Origin of the sequence: Amycolatopsis jiangsuensis (assembly GCF_014204865.1) — a bacterium.
Taxonomy (GTDB): Bacteria; Actinomycetota; Actinomycetes; order Mycobacteriales; family Pseudonocardiaceae; genus Amycolatopsis; species Amycolatopsis jiangsuensis.
This window is the reverse complement of the sequence record NZ_JACHMG010000001.1, coordinates 3091562-3108185: the sequence shown is the minus strand read 5'-3', so window position 1 is coordinate 3108185 and position 16624 is coordinate 3091562. Positions and strand designations below refer to the sequence as shown.

General features: G+C 69.9%; 15 protein-coding genes and 2 pseudogenes. 11 read left to right on the top strand and 6 right to left on the bottom strand.

What is annotated here, in order from left to right:
* The first annotated feature begins 68 nt into the window (after positions 1-68).
* The 3 genes from pyrH (at position 69) to BJY18_RS13650 (ending at position 2597) form a co-directional block, all read left to right on the top strand.
* Complete coding sequence (pyrH, locus tag BJY18_RS13660; protein WP_184780337.1) at positions 69-812, top strand: UMP kinase; 744 nt, start codon at positions 69-71, stop codon at positions 810-812.
* A gap of 49 nt (positions 813-861) precedes the next feature.
* Entirely contained in the window at positions 862-1419 is a 558-nt protein-coding gene (gene frr / locus BJY18_RS13655) for a ribosome recycling factor (RefSeq protein WP_184780336.1), read from the top strand.
* A gap of 341 nt (positions 1420-1760) precedes the next feature.
* On the top strand, positions 1761-2597 hold the full coding sequence (locus BJY18_RS13650) for a phosphatidate cytidylyltransferase (RefSeq protein ID WP_184784603.1): 837 nt from the start codon (positions 1761-1763) through the stop codon (positions 2595-2597).
* 39 nt (positions 2598-2636) lie between these two features.
* Here the strand turns inward: BJY18_RS13650 and BJY18_RS13645 are convergent, their stop codons facing one another.
* On the bottom strand, positions 2637-3479 hold the full coding sequence (locus BJY18_RS13645; protein ID WP_184780335.1) for a VOC family protein: 843 nt from the start codon (positions 3477-3479) through the stop codon (positions 2637-2639).
* A gap of 112 nt (positions 3480-3591) precedes the next feature.
* Here BJY18_RS13645 and BJY18_RS13640 point away from each other — a divergent pair, with 112 nt between their 5' ends.
* Positions 3592-4383 (top strand): class I SAM-dependent methyltransferase, encoded by a 792-nt coding sequence (locus BJY18_RS13640; protein WP_184780334.1) that lies wholly within the window; start codon positions 3592-3594, stop codon positions 4381-4383.
* On the opposite strand, the gene BJY18_RS13635 is transcribed toward BJY18_RS13640, so the two are convergent.
* A complete protein-coding gene (locus BJY18_RS13635) occupies positions 4332-4976 on the bottom strand; it encodes a PadR family transcriptional regulator (RefSeq protein WP_184780333.1) in 645 nt (214 codons plus the stop codon). The two genes, BJY18_RS13640 and BJY18_RS13635, sit on opposite strands and share 52 nt — an antisense overlap.
* A 157-nt stretch (positions 4977-5133) precedes the next feature.
* Here BJY18_RS13635 and BJY18_RS13630 point away from each other — a divergent pair, with 157 nt between their 5' ends.
* A complete protein-coding gene (locus BJY18_RS13630) occupies positions 5134-6786 on the top strand; it encodes a glutamate--tRNA ligase (RefSeq protein WP_184780332.1) in 1653 nt (550 codons plus the stop codon).
* A gap of 1 nt (position 6787) precedes the next feature.
* Here the strand turns inward: BJY18_RS13630 and BJY18_RS13625 are convergent, their stop codons facing one another.
* A complete protein-coding gene (locus BJY18_RS13625; RefSeq protein ID WP_184780331.1) occupies positions 6788-7342 on the bottom strand; it encodes a TetR/AcrR family transcriptional regulator in 555 nt (184 codons plus the stop codon).
* 80 nt (positions 7343-7422) lie between these two features.
* Between BJY18_RS13625 and BJY18_RS13620 the strand changes: the two genes are divergently transcribed.
* Positions 7423-8121 carry an alpha/beta hydrolase gene (locus BJY18_RS13620; protein WP_184780330.1) on the top strand — a complete coding sequence of 233 codons (699 nt, stop codon included), beginning with the start codon at positions 7423-7425 and terminating at the stop codon, positions 8119-8121.
* A gap of 12 nt (positions 8122-8133) precedes the next feature.
* Here the strand turns inward: BJY18_RS13620 and BJY18_RS13615 are convergent.
* A pseudogene (locus BJY18_RS13615) lies at positions 8134-10478 on the bottom strand (penicillin acylase family protein).
* A 166-nt stretch (positions 10479-10644) separates the two neighbouring features.
* On the opposite strand from BJY18_RS13615, the gene rlmN reads away from it, so the two are divergent.
* The 5 genes and pseudogenes from rlmN (at position 10645) to BJY18_RS13590 (ending at position 14611) form a co-directional block, all read left to right on the top strand.
* Positions 10645-11751, top strand: a complete 1107-nt coding sequence (gene rlmN / locus BJY18_RS13610; RefSeq protein ID WP_184780329.1) for a dual-specificity RNA methyltransferase RlmN — start codon at positions 10645-10647, stop codon at positions 11749-11751.
* A 30-nt stretch (positions 11752-11781) separates the two neighbouring features.
* On the top strand, positions 11782-12057 hold the full coding sequence (locus BJY18_RS13605; protein ID WP_312873836.1) for a hypothetical protein: 276 nt from the start codon (positions 11782-11784) through the stop codon (positions 12055-12057).
* 414 nt (positions 12058-12471) lie between these two features.
* Entirely contained in the window at positions 12472-13419 is a 948-nt protein-coding gene (locus BJY18_RS38015; protein ID WP_184780327.1) for a cold-shock protein, read from the top strand.
* A 316-nt stretch (positions 13420-13735) separates the two neighbouring features.
* Positions 13736-14311, top strand: a pseudogene (locus BJY18_RS13595) (radical SAM protein); the annotation flags it as partial.
* 33 nt (positions 14312-14344) lie between these two features.
* Entirely contained in the window at positions 14345-14611 is a 267-nt protein-coding gene (locus tag BJY18_RS13590; RefSeq protein ID WP_184780326.1) for a hypothetical protein, read from the top strand.
* 222 nt (positions 14612-14833) lie between these two features.
* Here the strand turns inward: BJY18_RS13590 and BJY18_RS13585 are convergent, their stop codons facing one another.
* Positions 14834-15577: a DUF3159 domain-containing protein gene (locus BJY18_RS13585; protein ID WP_184780325.1), complete on the bottom strand. Its 744-nt coding sequence runs from the start codon at positions 15575-15577 to the stop codon at positions 14834-14836.
* Complete coding sequence (locus BJY18_RS13580) at positions 15574-16203, bottom strand: TetR/AcrR family transcriptional regulator (RefSeq protein ID WP_184780324.1); 630 nt, start codon at positions 16201-16203, stop codon at positions 15574-15576. Before BJY18_RS13580 ends, BJY18_RS13585 begins: the two co-directional genes overlap by 4 nt.
* Positions 16204-16624 lie beyond the last annotated feature (421 nt).

The window sequence follows — 16624 nt, the reverse complement described above, 5'->3', positions numbered from 1 at the left end:
CACTGTGCCCCGTCTCCGTGATCCGGGGACGGGGCACAGTCGGGTCTACGGAGCGGCAGGAGACACACATGGGTGACCGCGTCGAGGGTGGCTACCGCCGGGTGCTGCTGAAACTGGGCGGCGAGATGTTCGGTGGCGGGTCGATCGGGGTCGATCCCGACGTCGTGCACTCGGTGGCCCAGCAGATCGCGGCCGTCGCGCGCACCGGCGTCCAGGTGGCGGTGGTGATCGGCGGCGGCAACTATTTCCGCGGCGCGGAACTGTCGCAGCGCGGCATGGACCGCGACCGCGCCGACTACATGGCGATGCTGGGTACCGTGATGAACTGCCTCGCGTTGCAGGACTTCCTGGAGAAGGAAGGCCTGCCCACCCGGGTGCAGACCGCCATCACGATGGGCCAGGTCGCCGAGCCCTACATCCCGCGCCGCGCCGAACGGCACCTGGAGAAGGGTCGCGTGGTCATCTTCGGCGCCGGCGTCGGCATGCCGTACTTCTCCACCGACACCGCCGCCGCACAGCGAGCGCTCGAACTCGGCTGCGAGGCCGTGCTGATGGCCAAGGCCGTGGACGGCGTCTACACCGCGGACCCGAAAGCCGACCCGGACGCGAAGATGTTCCACGAGATCAGCCACCGCGAGGTGCTCGAGCGTGACCTCAAGGTCGCCGACGCCACCGCGTTCAGCCTCTGCATGGACAACAACATGCCGATCATCGTGTTCAACCTGCTCACCGAGGGCAACATCGCGCGCGCGGTGAGCGGTGAGAGGATCGGCACGCTGGTCAGCACCCCCGCCGACGGGCAGCCGGCCTAGACCTGCTGGGATCAGCACAGCTTCGACAATCACAACACCGGGAGTAGCCGTGATCGACGAGACCCTCCTCGACGCCGAGGAGAAGATGGAAAAAGCGGTGTCCGTCGCGAAGGATGACCTCACGTCGGTGCGCACCGGCCGGGCCACCCCGTCGATGTTCTCGCGCATCGTCGTCGAGTACTACGGCGCGCCGACCCCGTTGAACCAGCTGGCCAGCGTCACCGTGCCGGAGGCACGGATGGCCCTGGTCAAGCCGTACGACCAGTCGCAGCTGAACGCCGTCGAGAAGGCCATCCGCGAATCGGACCTCGGCGTCAACCCCAGCAACGACGGCAACGTGATCCGCATCGTCATCCCGCAGCTCACCGAGGAGCGGCGCAAGGAGATGGTGAAGGTCGCCAAGGGCAAGGGCGAGGACGCCCGCGTCTCGATCCGCAGCATCCGCCGCAAGGCCAAGGAAGAGCTGGACCGGATCGGCAAGGACGGCGAGGCGGGCGAGGACGAGGTCGCGCGCGCCGAGAAGGAACTGCAGAACCTCACCGACACCTACGTGCACCAGGTCGACGAGCTGGTGAAACACAAGGAAGCCGAGCTGCTCGAGGTCTGATGAGCCAGGTGAGCGAGGAACGCGAGGAGCGGGTGGAAGCCACCCCGCCACCGGTTCCGGCTTCCGAGCCGGAACCGCCGTCGCGGCCGGACTCGGCAACCGTGGGACAGCCGGGGCAGGACAGTCCGGCGCACGTCGAGGCAGCCCCGGGCGAAGCCGCGCGCGCCGGAGCGCTGGAACCCGGGGCGCGCGCAGCTGCGCCGGACACCCGGGGGAGGGGCTCCGAAGCGGGGGACGCTCAGCGGCGGGAATCCGATCCGGCGGGTTCCCAGTGGCGGGAACCCGGATCCGCGGACGGTCAGCGGCGAGCGCCCGAAGCGGCGGGGGCCGAGCCGGAGAAGGTGGGGGCCGAGCCGGAGAAGAAGGGCTCCCGTGCCGGGCGGAATCTTCCCGCGGCGATCGGCGTCGGGTTGCTGCTCGGGGCGGCGATCGTCGTTTCCCTGCTCACCGTCCGGTTCATTTTCATCGGGATCATCGCGGTCGCGATCGCGGTCGGTACCTTCGAGTTCGCCGGGGTGCTGCGGCGGGTCGCCGACACCCGGGTCGCCATGATCCCGGTGCTGGCCGGTGGCCAGGCGATGATCTGGCTGTCCTGGCCGTTCGGTCACGAGGGCATGCTCATCGCGTTCGTGCTCACCGTGCTGGTCTGCCTGCTCTGGCGGCTGCCCGGCGGCGCGCAGGGGTACCTGCGCGACAGCGCCGCCTCCGTGTTCGCCGCCGCCTACCTGCCGTTGTTCGCTTCGTTCGCGGCCATGCTCGTGCCGCCGGACGACGGGGTCGGGCGAGTGCTCACGTTCCTGATCGCCGTGGTCGCCTCCGACACCGGCGGCTACATCGCCGGGGTACTCGGCGGCAAGCACCCGATGGCACCCACGATCAGCCCGAAGAAGTCCTGGGAGGGCTTCGCCGGCTCGATGATCGCCGGCATCGTCGCCGGAGCGCTCACGATCAGCCTGATGCTGCACGGCCACGCGTGGCAGGGCGTGCTCTTCGGCGCCGCCATCGTGCTCACCGCGACGCTGGGCGACCTCGTCGAATCGCTCATCAAACGCGACCTCGGCATCAAGGACATGGGCACGCTGCTGCCCGGGCACGGCGGAATCATGGACCGCCTCGATTCGCTGCTGCCCTCGGCCGTGGTGTCCTGGCTGCTGCTGTCCGCGTTCGTCCCCGCCTGAACCGCTGCTGGAAAAGCCTGGCCTGAGTTCCGGGCTGGTTCAGTCGTCGTACGGGTCGTCGACCTCGGCGCGGCCCACGCCCTGCAGCACCCGCGAGTGGTCGATCACCCCGAACACCGAGCCGTCCGGATCGGCGAGCAGCGCGGTGCGGCCGAACGGCGTGTCGTAGGGCTCGATCACCACGGAACCACCGAGCATCAGCGCCTGCCCGGCGGTCGCGTCCGCGCCCCGCGCCGGGGAGACCTCGAAGTACACCAGCCAGTGCGGCGGAGTGCCGCGCTCGTACTCCGGGCCCATCACGTACCGGTAGAGCATCGGCTCCCGGTCGAGGGAGTACTCCGCATAGTCGACGCTGTCGCCGTCACCGACCTGACGGCTCGAATAGCTGAACAGCTTGGTGTAGAAGTGATCCGCGCTCACGCCGTCGTGGGTGTTGAGGTCGGCGCCGCTGAAGGCGCCGGGCGTGCCGGTGGCGAAGCGCCAGTCGGGCGGGGTCTGCCAGAACACGATCGGCGCGCCGCACGCGTCCGTCGCGTGCAGGATGCTGCCGCGGTCGGGAATCGGGACCGGCCCGAGGGTCAGCTCGCCGCCGAGGTGTTCGACCCATTCGGCCGCGGTCGCGGTGTTCGGCACGGAAATGTGCAGTGTCCAGCCGAGTACGGAGCGTGCTCCGGCCTGGTACAGACCACCGGTGGGAACGCCCTCGAGCGAGGAGATGCCGTAGCGCCCGGTCGGCGTGGCCGGGTCGCGGCGGAGCTCGTACTGCCAGCCGAAAAGGCCGGAGTAGAAGCGCTGCGCGGCGGTTTCGTCCTGGCTGGCCAGCTCGACCCAGCACGGCAGCCCGGCCGGGAGCGTGCGGGCGCCGGATCCCTCTCCGGACATCCTGATCTCCTCCCCGATGAGGGGAAAGTCTATTCGGTGCCGGCACGTTCTACGCTCTGAGCGGGGAAATCCGGTACGAACCGCGGCCGGCCCGTGATCATCGGAGTCGTTCGTGCGCTGGTTTTCCCAGGATGTGCTGCCGAGTCCCAACATCTGGTACCACCAGCGGGACTACGAGGTGGAGAACCGGGCGCAGGACGTCGACGGCGAGATCTGGCGGGTACTGCGCGGCGCGGGCGACTGGACCGGCAGGGACGTGCTCGACCTCGGCTGCGGCGACGGGTTCCACCTGCCCCGCTTCGCCCGCGACGCCCGCTCCGTGCTCGGCGTGGAACCGCACCCGCCGCTCGCGCGGGACGCGGCGAGGCGGGTGCGGGATCTGGCGAACGTGCGGGTCCGGAAGGGACGCGCGCAGCGGCTGCCGGTGGACGACGCGAGCGTCGACGTGGTGCACGCGCGCACGGCCTACTTCTTCGGCCCGGGCTGTGAACCGGGATTGCGTGAGGCGGACCGGGTGCTGCGGCCGGGCGGGACGATCCTGATCGTCGACCTCGACGTGACCAGCGAGCCCTACGGCGGGTGGATGCGCGCGGATCTGCCGGACTACGACCCGCCCGCCGTGGAACGGTTCTTCGCCGCGCAGGGGTTCGGCTGCCGCCGCGTCACCACCCGGTGGCAGTTCGCGGATCCGGCTGCCGCGGAGTCAGTGCTGAAGATCGAGTTCAGCGCGCGGGTGGCGCAGCGGGCGATCGCCGAGGTGCGCCGGATGAACCCGGGAGCGGGGCAGGTGACGGTGCCGGTGGGGTATCGCGTGCACAGCCGCGTCAAACCCACCGGCCTCGTCCTGCCGGGTCACTCGGCCGCCTCGCCGGGCTCGTCCTCGGCTTCGCCGAGGATCGAGTAGAGCGAACGGCGTGCCTCGTTGAGCACGTCGACCGCGCGAGCCTGCTGACCCGGGCTGCCGGCGCGCATCACCTGCACCACGGCCGCCGCGAGCGTGCCCGCCGACTTGCGCAGATCGGCCTCGGCCGGGTCCACGTCGTCGGCGAAGTGCTCCCACGGCGGGGGGCCGGTCTGCTGCTCCGCGGCCGCGGAACCTTCGCCGGTCAGTTCGAACAGCTTCTTGCCGTTCTCGTCGTGGCTCACGACCAGGCCCTCGTCGGCCAGCATCTGCAGCGTGGGGTAGATCGAGCCGGGACTCGGTTTCCACAGCCCGCCACTGCGCTCGCCGATCTCGCGGATGATCTCGTAGCCATGCCGCGGTTGTTCCGCCAGCAGGGCGAGGATCGCCGCCCGCACGTCGCCGCGCCGGCCGCGTCGCGGACCGGGACCGCGGCGTCCGCCCGGACCGTGGCCACGCCGGCCACGGCCACCAGGGCCGAAAGCGAACTCCCCGAACTCACGGGCCCACGGGCCGAACTCGGACCGGCCGCGCTCGCCGTGCTCGTGACCGCCGTGTTCGTGGCCGCCGGGGAAGGGGTGTCGTCTGTTTCGCATGATCAGAATCCTCTCTTCGAACGGTTGCGACACGTTCACGATATATCGGAAACGGTCGTAGTGCAACCCTTGGACCTGGCCGGTCCCCGCAAACGACAGTCGGCGATACTCAACGGGCACCCGAAACACCCCGACGACCTGGGAGACCCGACCCCCGATGCTGGACCGTTCGGTCATCGACGCCCTGTTCCCCGCGGATCTGCCCGAGCCGGAGCACTGGGAGCAGCGCTATCCGGCCCGGCAGCTGCCCGAGGGCGCGAAGGTGACCCGGTTCGGTCCGTCGCCCACCGGGTTCGTGCACATCGGCGGCATCTACACGGCCACGATCGACCAGGACGTCGCACATCACTCCGGGGGCACGTACCTGGTGCGTGTGGAGGACACCGACCAGTCGCGGGAGGTCGAGGGCGCGCTGGAGCAGTTCGAACGCGGCTTCGGGTATTTCGGCCTCGTCGCCGACGAGGATTCGGCGCGCGGCGGCGACTACGGGCCGTACCGGCAGTCCGAGCGCGAGCAGATCTACCTCACCTACGTCCGGCACCTGCTGCGCGAGGGCCGCGCGTACGTCGACTTCGCGACGAAGGACGAGCTGGCGTCGATCACCGCTCGTCAGCAGGCGACGAAGCTGCCCACCGGCTACTACGGCTCGTGGGCGATCTGGCGTGACGCCGAAGCGGCCGATGTGCAGGCGAAGCTCGACGCCGGCGAGCCGTGGGTGGTCCGTTTCCGCGCGCCGGACGACACCGGTGCGCGCGTGCGCTTCACCGACGCGATCCGCGGCACCATCGAGGCGGAAGCCAACCGCAACGACGTGGTGATCCTCAAGAGCTCCGAGCAGAGCCCGCGGCTGCCGACATACCACTTCGCGCACGCGGTCGACGACCACCTGATGCGCGTGAACCTCGTCATCCGCGGTGACGAGTGGATCTCCTCGGTACCGGTGCACCAGCAGCTGTTCGACGCGCTCGGATTCGAGCCCATCCCGTACGCGCACGTGGCGCCGCTGATGAAGCAGGAGGGCGGCAGCAAGCGGAAGCTGTCGAAGCGCAAGGATCCCGAGGCGTCGGTGGACTTCTACCTGGAGTCCGGCTTCCCGGTGCGCGCGGTGCTCTACTACCTGCGCGGCCTGGCGAACGGCCGGCTCGCCGAGCTGCCGCTGGAGCAGGCGCTGCAGGAGCCGATCAACCTCGACGAGTGCGGTGTCGCGGGCCCGCTCGTGGACCTGGTGAAGCTCGACGACATTTCGGCCGACTATGTCGCGACCATGTCGGGGGCGGAGATCCTGGATGCCGTGCAGGAATGGGCGCAGCGGTTCGATCCGCAGCTGCACGCGCTGCTGGAGTCCTCACGGGAGCTCGCGTTGCGCGCGCTGTCGGTGGAGCGCGAAGGCGTCGAAAACCCGCGCAAGGACCTGAAGAAGTGGAGCGATTTCCGTGCTGTCTACGGGTTCTTCTTCCCCGAGCTGCACCAGCAGGTGACCGGCCCCGACGACGAGCGGATCGCCGCGCTCGGCGTCGCGCCGGACGTGGTGCGCGCGGTCGCGTCCGACTTCGTCGCGTCCTACCGGCAGCTCGACGACGGCCAGGAGTGGTTCCAGCAGATCCGGGACGTCGCGGCGAAGCACGGATTCGCCCGCAACGCCAAGGAGTACAAGAAGGACCCGGACGCCTACCCCGGCTCGATCCGGGAGGCCTCGCAGATCATCCGCATCGCGATCACCGGCTCGACCCGCAGCCCCGACCTGCACTCGATCACCCAGGCCCTGGGTGCCGAGGAAACCTTGCGGCGTTTGGGAAAGCTGACTTCCTGAGCTACCGGCCGGCGGTGGTCAGCGTGGCCAGGAAAACGTCGAAGGCCTCGCCGGTCCGCGACGTCTCGCCGGTCGCCTCCAGGTCCATGATGAGACCGCGGATGACCGCGAGCACGAGGGTGCCGAGCTCGGGGCGGCCGATGCTGCGCATGCCGTCTTCGAGCGGGCGCAGCCAGTCTGTGGTGGCGGTACGGCGAAAGTCCGGCCACAGCTGCTGTTCGGCTTCCTCGCGAAGCTTGCCGAACATGCTCAGGTACGGCCGCCCGTCCGGGCCGGTCATCACCCGCCAAGCCCTCCGCAGCGTGTCCGGATAGGGCTCGTCCGCGCGGGGGGACAGCAGTTCGCCGAACAGGTCGCGCTGCCGCTGCCGTGCCCGTTCCAGGGTTTCCCGCAGCAGGGCGTCGCGGGTTCCGAAGTGGTAGATCAGCATCCGGGTCGAGGTGCCGGACGCCGTCGCGAACGGCTCGAGGCGGTCCGGCAGCCCGTGTGCCAGGGCGTGGTCGACGCAGGCGTCGAGGATCCGGCCGCGAATCTCCGGCTGTTTGTGTCGTCCCATCGGCACACTTTTTCACGTAACTGGTACTACGTCTACCGTGGAGGGCGTAGGTCGAGATGCGTGATGTAGCGGAGGTCGAAATGCGTGTTGTCTTCGTGCACGGGGCGTGCGTGCGGGACGGATCCTGGTGGTGGCACGCGGCCGCCGCGGCTCTGCGGGAGCGCGGAATCGGCAGCGTCGCCCCGGCGCTGCCGAGCTGCGGCGAGGGCGATCGGCCGGCCGGACCGGACGGCCCCGGGTTGTCCGAGGACGTCGCCTCGGTGCGCGCGGCGCTGACCGACGGCGAGGAGCCGGTCGTGGTCGTTGCGCACAGCTACGGTGGCATCGTCGCCGCCGAGGCCGCGGCGGGCGCCGAGAAGGTGCGTCACCTGGTGCTCGTGTCGAGCTACCTGCCCGAGCCCGGCGAATCCTTGTCGACTTTCGGCGCCGATGTTCCGCCGCCGTTCCTGGACTTCGATGCCGACGGCGGCACGTTCGGCGCCAGGCCCGAGCTGTTCGCCGAGACGTTCGTGCAGGACTGCCCGCCGCGCATCGTCCGCGACGCAGCGGCTCGGCTGGTCCGGCAGACGCTGGCCGTGACTCAGCAGCCGGTACGTGCGGCGGCGTGGCACGATCTGCCCACGACGTACGTGGTGTGCACTGAGGACCGCGGCACCCCGGCGGCGGCCCAGCGCGAATTCTCGCGTCGCGCGGACAAGGTGGTCGAGGTGCAAGCAGGCCACCATCCGTTCCTGTCGCAGCCGCAGACCGTCGCCGACCTCGTCGCGAACCTGCCGTGACCGGCCGGAGCGTCACCGCGGCACGAGGCGGATCCTCGTGTCGAGGTGGCGTTCCACCTCCGCCCGGCTCGACAGCAGCGGGAACGAGCCGCCGGAGGCCCACAAATCGTTCAGGTCCCGGTAGTGCGGGCTGCGCGGGTCGCCGGACTGGCCGGGTGCGTTGATCGCCCGCGAAGCGTCCCAGTCGCCGACGTCCAGCGCCATCTTGAAGGTGGCCCCGATGACCTGCTGGTAGGTCAGCGGGTGGAAGAACGACGGGTGGATGGTGGCGTAGTCGCCGCCCATCGGCGTCGGACCCACGTTCGGGCTGCCGAGCGGGTGGTTGAACTGCGCGTACTGCAGGCCGCCCCAGCGCCACTTCGCCGGGTCCTCACCGAGTTTCCCGGCCACGTCGTGGAAAGCGAGCGGCAGCGTGTCCAGGATCAGCTTGTCGCGCGCCGCCGCGCCGTCCTTGCCGAACCACGCATCGGGATGGGTGAAGGAGTCGATCACCAGGCTGAAGTCCGGGTTGATCGTCTGGGACAGCACGTCCGCGGCGTCCTGGGGCAGCAAAGTGTGCGCCCAGCCGCTGTGCAGGTACTTCATGATCCAGGTCTCGTACAGCGCAGCCGGCGCCGACTCCACCGACGCCACCCCGTCGAAGCCGCTGAGCAGGGCGATCGCCTTCGCGGTGTCCGGGTCGGCCGAGGACAGTGCCCGCACGAACGGCACCAGCTGCGTGGCCACCAGGGACTTCTCGTCCCGCTGCACGGCGAGCGAATCGGCGACGGTCGCGCCCGGCTTCGCTTCGATCAGCTCGTCGATGCGCTGTTTCCGGTAGGGCAGCTGCCATTCGTAGTTCGACACCACCGGGTATCCGGGTGGCAGGTTGTAGTCGTTGGCCGAGGCGAAGTAGCCGGCAGGCGGGTTGTGCTGCCCGGGCAGTTCGGAGTTGGCGTGGAAGCCGTCCCATTCGTACCGGCCGTCCCCCGGTACCGGGAGCAGGCCGTCGTAGTCCGCGCCGGTGCGCCGCGGGGTCAGCCCGGCCGGGACGTAGCCGATGTCGCCATGGGTGTCCGCGTAGACGAGGTTCGAACCGGGCGCGCCCCACTTCCGCATGCCCGCGGTGAACTGGCCGAAGTTCCGCGCCCGCTGGTAGTTCAGGCTGCCGAGGTAGGCGGAGCTGCCCGGTTCGGTCCACACGGTGCGTACCGCGAACGCCTTGTGCGCCTTCTCGTCGATCTTGACGATCGGCCCGTGCCGGGTGAAACCCAGCTCTCGCCGGACCGGGGCGGACCCGTGCACCGGGATGGTCTCGGTGACCTTGGTGATCGGCTCCCACCGTCCCCGGTACCGGTAACGGCTGTGGTCGGCCGGATCGAGGTCGTAGACGTAGAGGTCGGTCTGGTCGATCGGCAGGTTGGTCAGTCCGAACGCGACAGTCCCGTTGTGCCCGATGGCGATGCCCGGGTTCCACGGCTCGCCGGCACCGGTGAGGTTCAGCCCCGGCGCGGACAGCTGCGCGAGGTACCGGCCCGACGGCAGTGCGTCGGCGCCGCGGTGCGGGTCGTTGGCGAGAATCGGGCGGCCGGTGGCGGTGCGGCCGGGGCCGATCGCCCAGGAGTTGCTGCCGCTGGTGGCGTCCGCGATGTCCTTCTGCGTGCCCACGCCCTTCGGGAACGTCACGGCGGCGGTGGCCTTGTCGTACACCGAAAGCACGTCCGCAGGCACCGAACACGGATCGAGCCCGGTGGGGACTTTCGCCACGTGGTCCGGATGGAGGCTGCGCAGGTACCGGCTCGCGCCCGCTCCGGCGAGGCAGACCATCCGCGCGCGGGCCACCTCCCACATCAGGTTCTCGCCGATCGCGTGGGTCCGGATGCGCACCACGTCCTCCGGCCGCCAGTGCGCGGGCTGGTACCCGAGGGTGCGGAACTCCGGCGGCACGGACTCCGGATGCCTGCCGAGCCAGTCGATGTAGCCGTTGATGCCCTCGGCGAACCGCGTCGCGGCGAGCTTCGCCTCCGGCCCGTAGGAGGCCCATTCGGCCCGCATGTCACCGCGGTAGAGGAAAAGCCGGGCGGCCCTGTCCTGTTCCACATAGGACGGTCCGAGTACCTCGCTGAGCTGGCCCAACCCCGGCGGCGCCAGGTGTCGAGCTGGAACAACCGGTCCCGGGCGACGGTGAAACCCTGCGCGAAGAACAGGTCGGACGTGCCGGCCGCGTAGACGTGCGGCACTCCCCACTCGTCGACGAGCAGGTCGACCGGGCGGCTCAGGCCGGGCACCGTGATCGTGCTGCCGCCGTCGGCGGCGACGGCCGGCGCCGTGCCGAGCAACGACAGGACCAGCAGCACGACGGCTGCTCTGGAACGCATGAACCCCACCCCCTGGGAACGTGACGACGCCGGGGAACGCTAATGCGGGAGACCCGCCGAGCCCCACCCCTGAGCCGGGCATTCAGGGGTCGTCCGGGCATCGCCGGAGGCGGATCCCCGCCGGGGTGCCGGGTGCGGCCGGGCGGTATGGAACACTGGATCGGTCATGACTGCCCTCCCTTTGGTTTTCGATGCGCCCAAGCGCGGCCTGCCGCCGCGCCACCTCGCCGACCTCACCGTGGCCGAGCGGGCCGAGGCGGCCGTCGAGTTGGGGGAGAAGGCGTTCCGCGCGAAGCAGCTGTCGAACCACTACTTCTCGCGGCTGACCGTCGATCCGGCCGAGATGACCGACATCCCGGCCGCGGCGCGCTCGAAGCTGGTCGAGTCGCTGATGCCGCCGCTGCTGACCGAGGTGCGCGCCCTGGCCGCGGACGCCGGCGCGACCCGCAAGACGCTGTGGCGCGCGCACGACGGCACGTTGCTGGAGAGCGTGCTGATGCGCTACCCCGACCGTGCCACGCTGTGCATCTCCAGCCAGGCCGGCTGCGGGATGGCCTGCCCGTTCTGCGCGACCGGACAGGGCGGGCTCGACCGCAACCTGTCGACGGCGGAGATCGTGGACCAGGTCCGTTCGGCGGCGGCGGTCATGCGCGACGGCACGATGCCCGGCGGACCCGGGCGACTGTCGAACATCGTCTTCATGGGCATGGGTGAGCCGCTGGCGAATTTTCGTCGCGTTATGTCGGCGATATATCGAATCGTTGATCCGGCTCCTGCTGGGCTTGGTATCTCTCAGCGGTCGGTGACGGTGTCGACGGTGGGGCTGGCGCCGGCGATCCGGAAGCTGGCGGACGAGAAGATGCAGGTGCGTCTCGCGGTGTCCCTGCACACACCGGACGACGAACTGCGCGACACGTTGGTGCCGGTGAACAACCGCTGGTCGATCGACGAGGTGCTCTCGGCCGCGCGGTACTACGCCGACACTTCCGGTCGGCGCGTGTCGATCGAGTACGCGCTCATCCGGGACATCAACGACCAGCCGTGGCGAGCGCAGCTTCTGGCGAAGCGGCTGCGCAAGCACCTGGGCCAGCTGGTCCACGTCAACGTGATTCCGTTGAATCCGACGCCGGGCAGCAAGTGGGATGCGTCGCCGAAGCCGGTGGAGCGGGAGTTCGTGCGGTTGGTGAATGCCGGTGGGGTGGCGTGCACGGTCCGGGATACCCGCGGTCAGGACATCGCCGCGGCCTGTGGCCAGCTGGCCGCTGAAGGCTGATCTTGTCGTTTCGATGATGGAGTGTTTGTCGTGATGTATGCCCCCAGCCTGTTGGATCCGGCTGCGGAGGAGCTGCGGCTCGCGGATGCGGTCGGCCGTGGTGCGATCGAGGTGGCTCGTGGGGCGCGGGCGCTGTTGGGTGAGCGGTTCAGCTCGGTGACGTTCATGTACGTGCTGATGCGGGCCTTCGAGGTCGAGTACACCGCAGCGCGGGACGCCGCCCGGTGGCACGAGTTCCACGGCGGGCCGCGGGCACTGTCGGACGCGGACCTGGAGAAGCTCCTCGCTCCGTGGCTTGATCGCTGATCGGCCGCCTGAGGTGGGTGCCCGCGACCTCGTCGGCTCGAACCCATAACAGCTGGACGCCGCCCGGCACCTGAGCGTGTCTAGCCGCCACTTGTTCGACCCGGCTTCGAGAGCAGGCTTGACCCGGCGGCTGGCGGCAATACTGCGTCCGGTAATGGCGACAGTACGTATCGTGGCGACAATCCGGGTTCAGCGCGGTGCATGGTTGTCGCGAGATGCGTCTGGATGGTGGCGGCTACGCCGTAGGCGGCGGCGAGTGCGCTAAGACCTGGTCTCAAAACTCGGCGTGTCGCTAGGTGAACGAACGGCCCGCCCCTTGCTCCGCACCGCCCGCCTGTGGGCCCGGCCGACGGACCGCGAGGTCTGTCAGAGAGACTGGGGGCCAGTGCCCGCCCTCTCGACCTGGAGCCGTTGATGCCGCAAGGGACCGTCCGTTGGTTCGACGCCGAACGGGGTTTCGGCTTCCTCACGCCCGAGGACGGCTCGCCGGACGTGTTCGTGCACGCCTCCGAGATCGTCGGGGACGGCGGCGGGAAAGTGCTCCGCGAGGGTCAGGCCGTCGTGTTCGAGGTCGGCGAGAACGACCGCGGGCCCCAGGCGCTGCGCGTTCGCGTCACCGCCGATGCGGCCACCGGTAGCGCCGTGGGCCTGCTCGGCACCGTCAACTGGTACGAGCCGGGCAAGGGGTACGGCTTCGCGTCGCCGGACGGCGGCGGCGCCGACATCTTCGTGCACAGCTCCGCCATCGTGACCGGCGGCGTGGTCACCGAGGGGCAGCGGGTGGCCTTCCTGATCGTCGAAGGCGAGCGCGGCCCGCAGGCCGGGCACGTGATCCCGCTGGGAGCAGGGGCCGGCTCACCCGCTGCGGCTGGTATCGCGGACGGTGCCGACGGCACGGTGGCCTGGTACGACGAGGACAAGGGCTTCGGCTTCATCAACCCCGACTCCGGCGCCGGGGACGTCTTCGTTCATGCCCGGGCCCTGGCCGAGGGGCTGACGTGGCTCGCGGAGGGCGACCGCGTCGCCTACGAGGTGGCTAGTGGAGACAAGGGCCCGCAGGCCCGCGACGTGCACCTGGTTCGGGGCGCCGAGCCCCAGACGGCGCCGCAGCGGTCGGCACCTGCCGCGGGCGCAGGGCCGGCGGCGCGGGACGTGCCCGTACGAGGCGGCGAGGGCGTCGTAGCGCGCTACGACGGCAACCGCGGCTTCGGCTTCATCACCCCGGACTCAGGCGGCGACGATCTCTTCGCCCACGTGTCCGTGATCATGGGGTCGGAGCCGCTGCAGAAGGGTGACCGGGTCCGGTACGCGGTGCGTCAGAGCGACCGGGGCCCACAGGCCGACCGCATCGAACGCCTCTGAAGAGGCGGCCCCGCCGATGGCTGATCACGTGGCATGAGTGGCGAGTTGCCTGACGACGAGGTCGCGCACGTCGCACTCGCGGGTATCCGAGATCTTGGGGTCCCGATCGGGCCGCGCCCGCCTGATGATCCCTTCCCAGAACTCTGATTGTCTCGATGAATGGGATGAGTGGGTTGGCGATCTGCGGGTACCGACTCCGCCGGCGGCTCGAAGGCCCCTCAAAAATCCTACTCCAGAACTACGGTGACGCAGGTCACATGTCCCGTGTTATCAGGTGCTTGAGCTGCGCAGATGCGGGCTACCTTGGTGTTGTAAATGGGTAGGCATGGGTGAGCCGCTGGCGAACTACAAGCGTGTGGTGGCCGCGGTGCGGCGGATCACGGAGCCGGCTCCTTCGGGTTTGGGGATCGGTCAGCGTTCGGTGACGGTGTCGACGGTGGGGCTGGCGCCGGCGATCCGTCGTCTGGCCGACGAGAGGATGCAGGTTCGTTTGGTGGTGTCGCTGCATACGCCGGACGACGAGCTGCGGGACACGTTGGTGCCGGTGAACGAGCGGTGGTCGGTCGACGAGGTGTTGTCGGCGGCTCGGTATTACGCGGACACGTCGGGTCGTCGGGTGTCGATCGAGTACGCGTTGATCCGGGACGTCAATGATCAGCCGTGGCGGGCGGAGTTGCTGGCGAAGCGGCTGCGGAAGCACCTGGGTCAGTTGGTGCACGTGAACGTGATTCCGCTGAACCCGACGCCGGGTTCGAAGTGGGATGCGTCGCCGAAGCCGGTGGAGCGGGAGTTCGTGCGCTTGGTGAACGCGGGCGGGGTCGCCTGCACTGTGCGGGACACCCGTGGGCAGGACATTGCGGCGGCCTGTGGCCAGTTGGCGGCTGAAGGCTGAGTTGCTGGTTTCGATGATGGAGTGTTCGTCGTGATGTATGCCCCCAGTCTGTTGGAGCCGGCTGCGGAGGAGTTGCGGCTCGCGGATGTGGTCGGTGCGGCCGGGGTGGCTCGGGCGGCGCGGACGTTGCTGGGTGAGCGGTTCAGTTCGGTGACGTTCATGTATGTGCTGATGCGGGCGTTCGAGGTGGAGTACACCGCCGCACGGGACGCGTCGCGGTGGCATGAGTTCCACGGCGGCCCGCGGGCGTTGTCGGACGCCGACCTGGAGAAGCTGCTCGCTCCGTGGCTCAGCCGCTGAGCTCGCCCGGTTTGTCGCCGCGAGCAGAGTCCTCGCGCTGGGCACCCTCGAGGGCTGAAGGTTCACGATCTGCCGCGGAAGCCGGGTGCGGCATGCTGCCACGGCCCGGCCGCAGCGGTGCTGACCGCGCCGCCGCCTGGCTTCGCCGACCGCCGGCTGCAACCGGGGAACGCGGTCGAGAACCACGTCACGGTTGACGGGGGCGTGGCCGGATCAGCGTGGTCATGCTCCGCATCGGGAGGGGCGCCTTGACCGCGGTTGTGCGAGCCGGGGTGGCGATGCCCGGCGCCAGGCCCAGGCTGCCACGCCGAAAGCAGCGAGCGTCAACGGGAATCCCGACACGACTTTGAGCGCGACCAGCACCGGATCTGTCTGGTGGGCGGCCAGCAGGCGAGTGACGAAGAACCGGACGACAGCCACGACGTCCAAGGCAGCAGTGGCGAGAAGGAAGTCACGTCCTCGTGCTGCGGCGCGCCGGACGGGCTCCGGCCGGTTCGCCAGGACCCAGAGCACGCCGACGAGTGGTCGTCGGATGAGGATCGATCCGGTCAAACCCACGGCGGCGATCGCATACCAGGCGAGGTCGGGCAGGAAGAGCCCGGAGCCGGAGCCGGTGCTCCAGGCGATCGTGCCGGCGACCAGGACGCCGACGAGACCGCCGAAGGCAGGTCCCTTGGCGTGGCCGCGGTGAATCCGGGCCAGCGCGATCGCGGTGGCGAGGACCGCGGCGAAGGCAACAGCACCCGTCGGCCCGGTGATCGCGTTCAGCGGGGCCAGTACGGCCGAGGGCAGTGCGGAAAGCAGGACACCTCCGGCAGAGTCGATCTGTGGCCGCGTCCGGTGCGGAGGTTGCGTGCCTCCGGGTGATCCGCCGGTTCCCGAACCCGCGGGCGGCGTGTCGGCGTCGCCCGGAGCCGCCGGCCCGGGGCAGGGCCTGTCCGGTTCCGGTTCGTGGCGGGACGTCACGGCAACCCCGGCGCGCCGGCGGTGGTCAGGGAGCCGGCGGCTTGATCGCGGTCATCGCCGTAGCCGACCGCCAGGCGCACCACCATGTCCTCGAGGACCGCGCGGGCGGCGTCGGCGGGAAGGGCTCCACTGAGGACCATCGTCACCATGCCATGCGGCGCGCTCCACACTTGCGCCGCGCACAGTTCGATCTGATCGGCGGGCACCGCGCCGAACCGGCCGCTGTCCGTCCCGCGGCGGACGAGGTCGGCCAGCCGGGTGAAGGTCGGCTCACCGGCAGTGTCTTCCTCGAGCGGCCGGTCGAGGAACATCGCCCGGTAGAGGTGCGGTCGGCGCATCCCGAACTCGAAGAACGCCAGCACCACCGCGGACAGCCCGGCCACGGGATCGAGTGGCGAGCCGAGCGCATCCAGCTGTGCCTCCAGACGGGCGAAACCGTCCAGCCGGACTTCGCGACGAAGCTGCTCGATGCTGCCGAAGTAGGTGTAGACAGCGGCCGTGGACACGCCGAGTTCGCGGGCCAGCCGCCGTGTCGACAGCGCTGAGGGACCTTCCTCGGCCAATAGTCGCGCGGCCGTGGCGAGCACGTTGGCGCGCAGTGCCGGATCTCGGGGTCGGGGGCTCACGGTGCAATAGTATTACACCGTTGGGTAACAGTGCAATGCTACGAATTTGCCGCGCCCGCGGAAGTGACGCCGACGAGGTTGCCCCGCACCGGGTCGGATCTGGCGCCGGTGGTGTCGGTCGAGCTCTGGTCGACGGGTCCGCTGGAGCGTGCGGTGAGTGGCAAGGTGACGGCTTCGGTGACCAGGACCGCGCTACAACGGTCGGTCGAACGGCGACGGTCAGCACAGCCGCCGCGGTCGGGGGCCCATTTGCCCACGCCGTCCGCGGTCAGCCGGCGGCCGAGGGATGAGTTGTCCGTTCGAGTGCGGAAGTAGTGGCGGTGTTGTTCGCGCCGAGCTGCCGAGTCCGGTTGCCGAGGTGCAAGACGGGCCGACGCCACCGGGCGGTCCGCGATGGCGTCGTTCGCACGGCCCGTGAGCT

Bases quoted from the DNA above. Each gene is read 5' to 3' on its own strand.
- pyrH (WP_184780337.1), top strand. From the start codon at position 69: ATGGGTGACCGCGTCGAGGGTGGCTACCGCCGGGTGCTGCTGAAACTG.
- BJY18_RS13645 (WP_184780335.1), bottom strand. From the start codon at position 3,479: ATGTCCGGAGAGGGATCCGGCGCCCGCACGCTCCCGGCCGGGCTGCCG.
- BJY18_RS13635 (WP_184780333.1), bottom strand. From the start codon at position 4,976: ATGCGAAACAGACGACACCCCTTCCCCGGCGGCCACGAACACGGCGGT.
- BJY18_RS13630 (WP_184780332.1), top strand. From the start codon at position 5,134: ATGCTGGACCGTTCGGTCATCGACGCCCTGTTCCCCGCGGATCTGCCC.
- BJY18_RS13625 (WP_184780331.1), bottom strand. From the start codon at position 7,342: ATGGGACGACACAAACAGCCGGAGATTCGCGGCCGGATCCTCGACGCC.
- BJY18_RS13620 (WP_184780330.1), top strand. From the start codon at position 7,423: ATGCGTGTTGTCTTCGTGCACGGGGCGTGCGTGCGGGACGGATCCTGG.
- rlmN (WP_184780329.1), top strand. From the start codon at position 10,645: ATGACTGCCCTCCCTTTGGTTTTCGATGCGCCCAAGCGCGGCCTGCCG.
- BJY18_RS38015 (WP_184780327.1), top strand. From the start codon at position 12,472: ATGCCGCAAGGGACCGTCCGTTGGTTCGACGCCGAACGGGGTTTCGGC.
- BJY18_RS13590 (WP_184780326.1), top strand. From the start codon at position 14,345: ATGTATGCCCCCAGTCTGTTGGAGCCGGCTGCGGAGGAGTTGCGGCTC.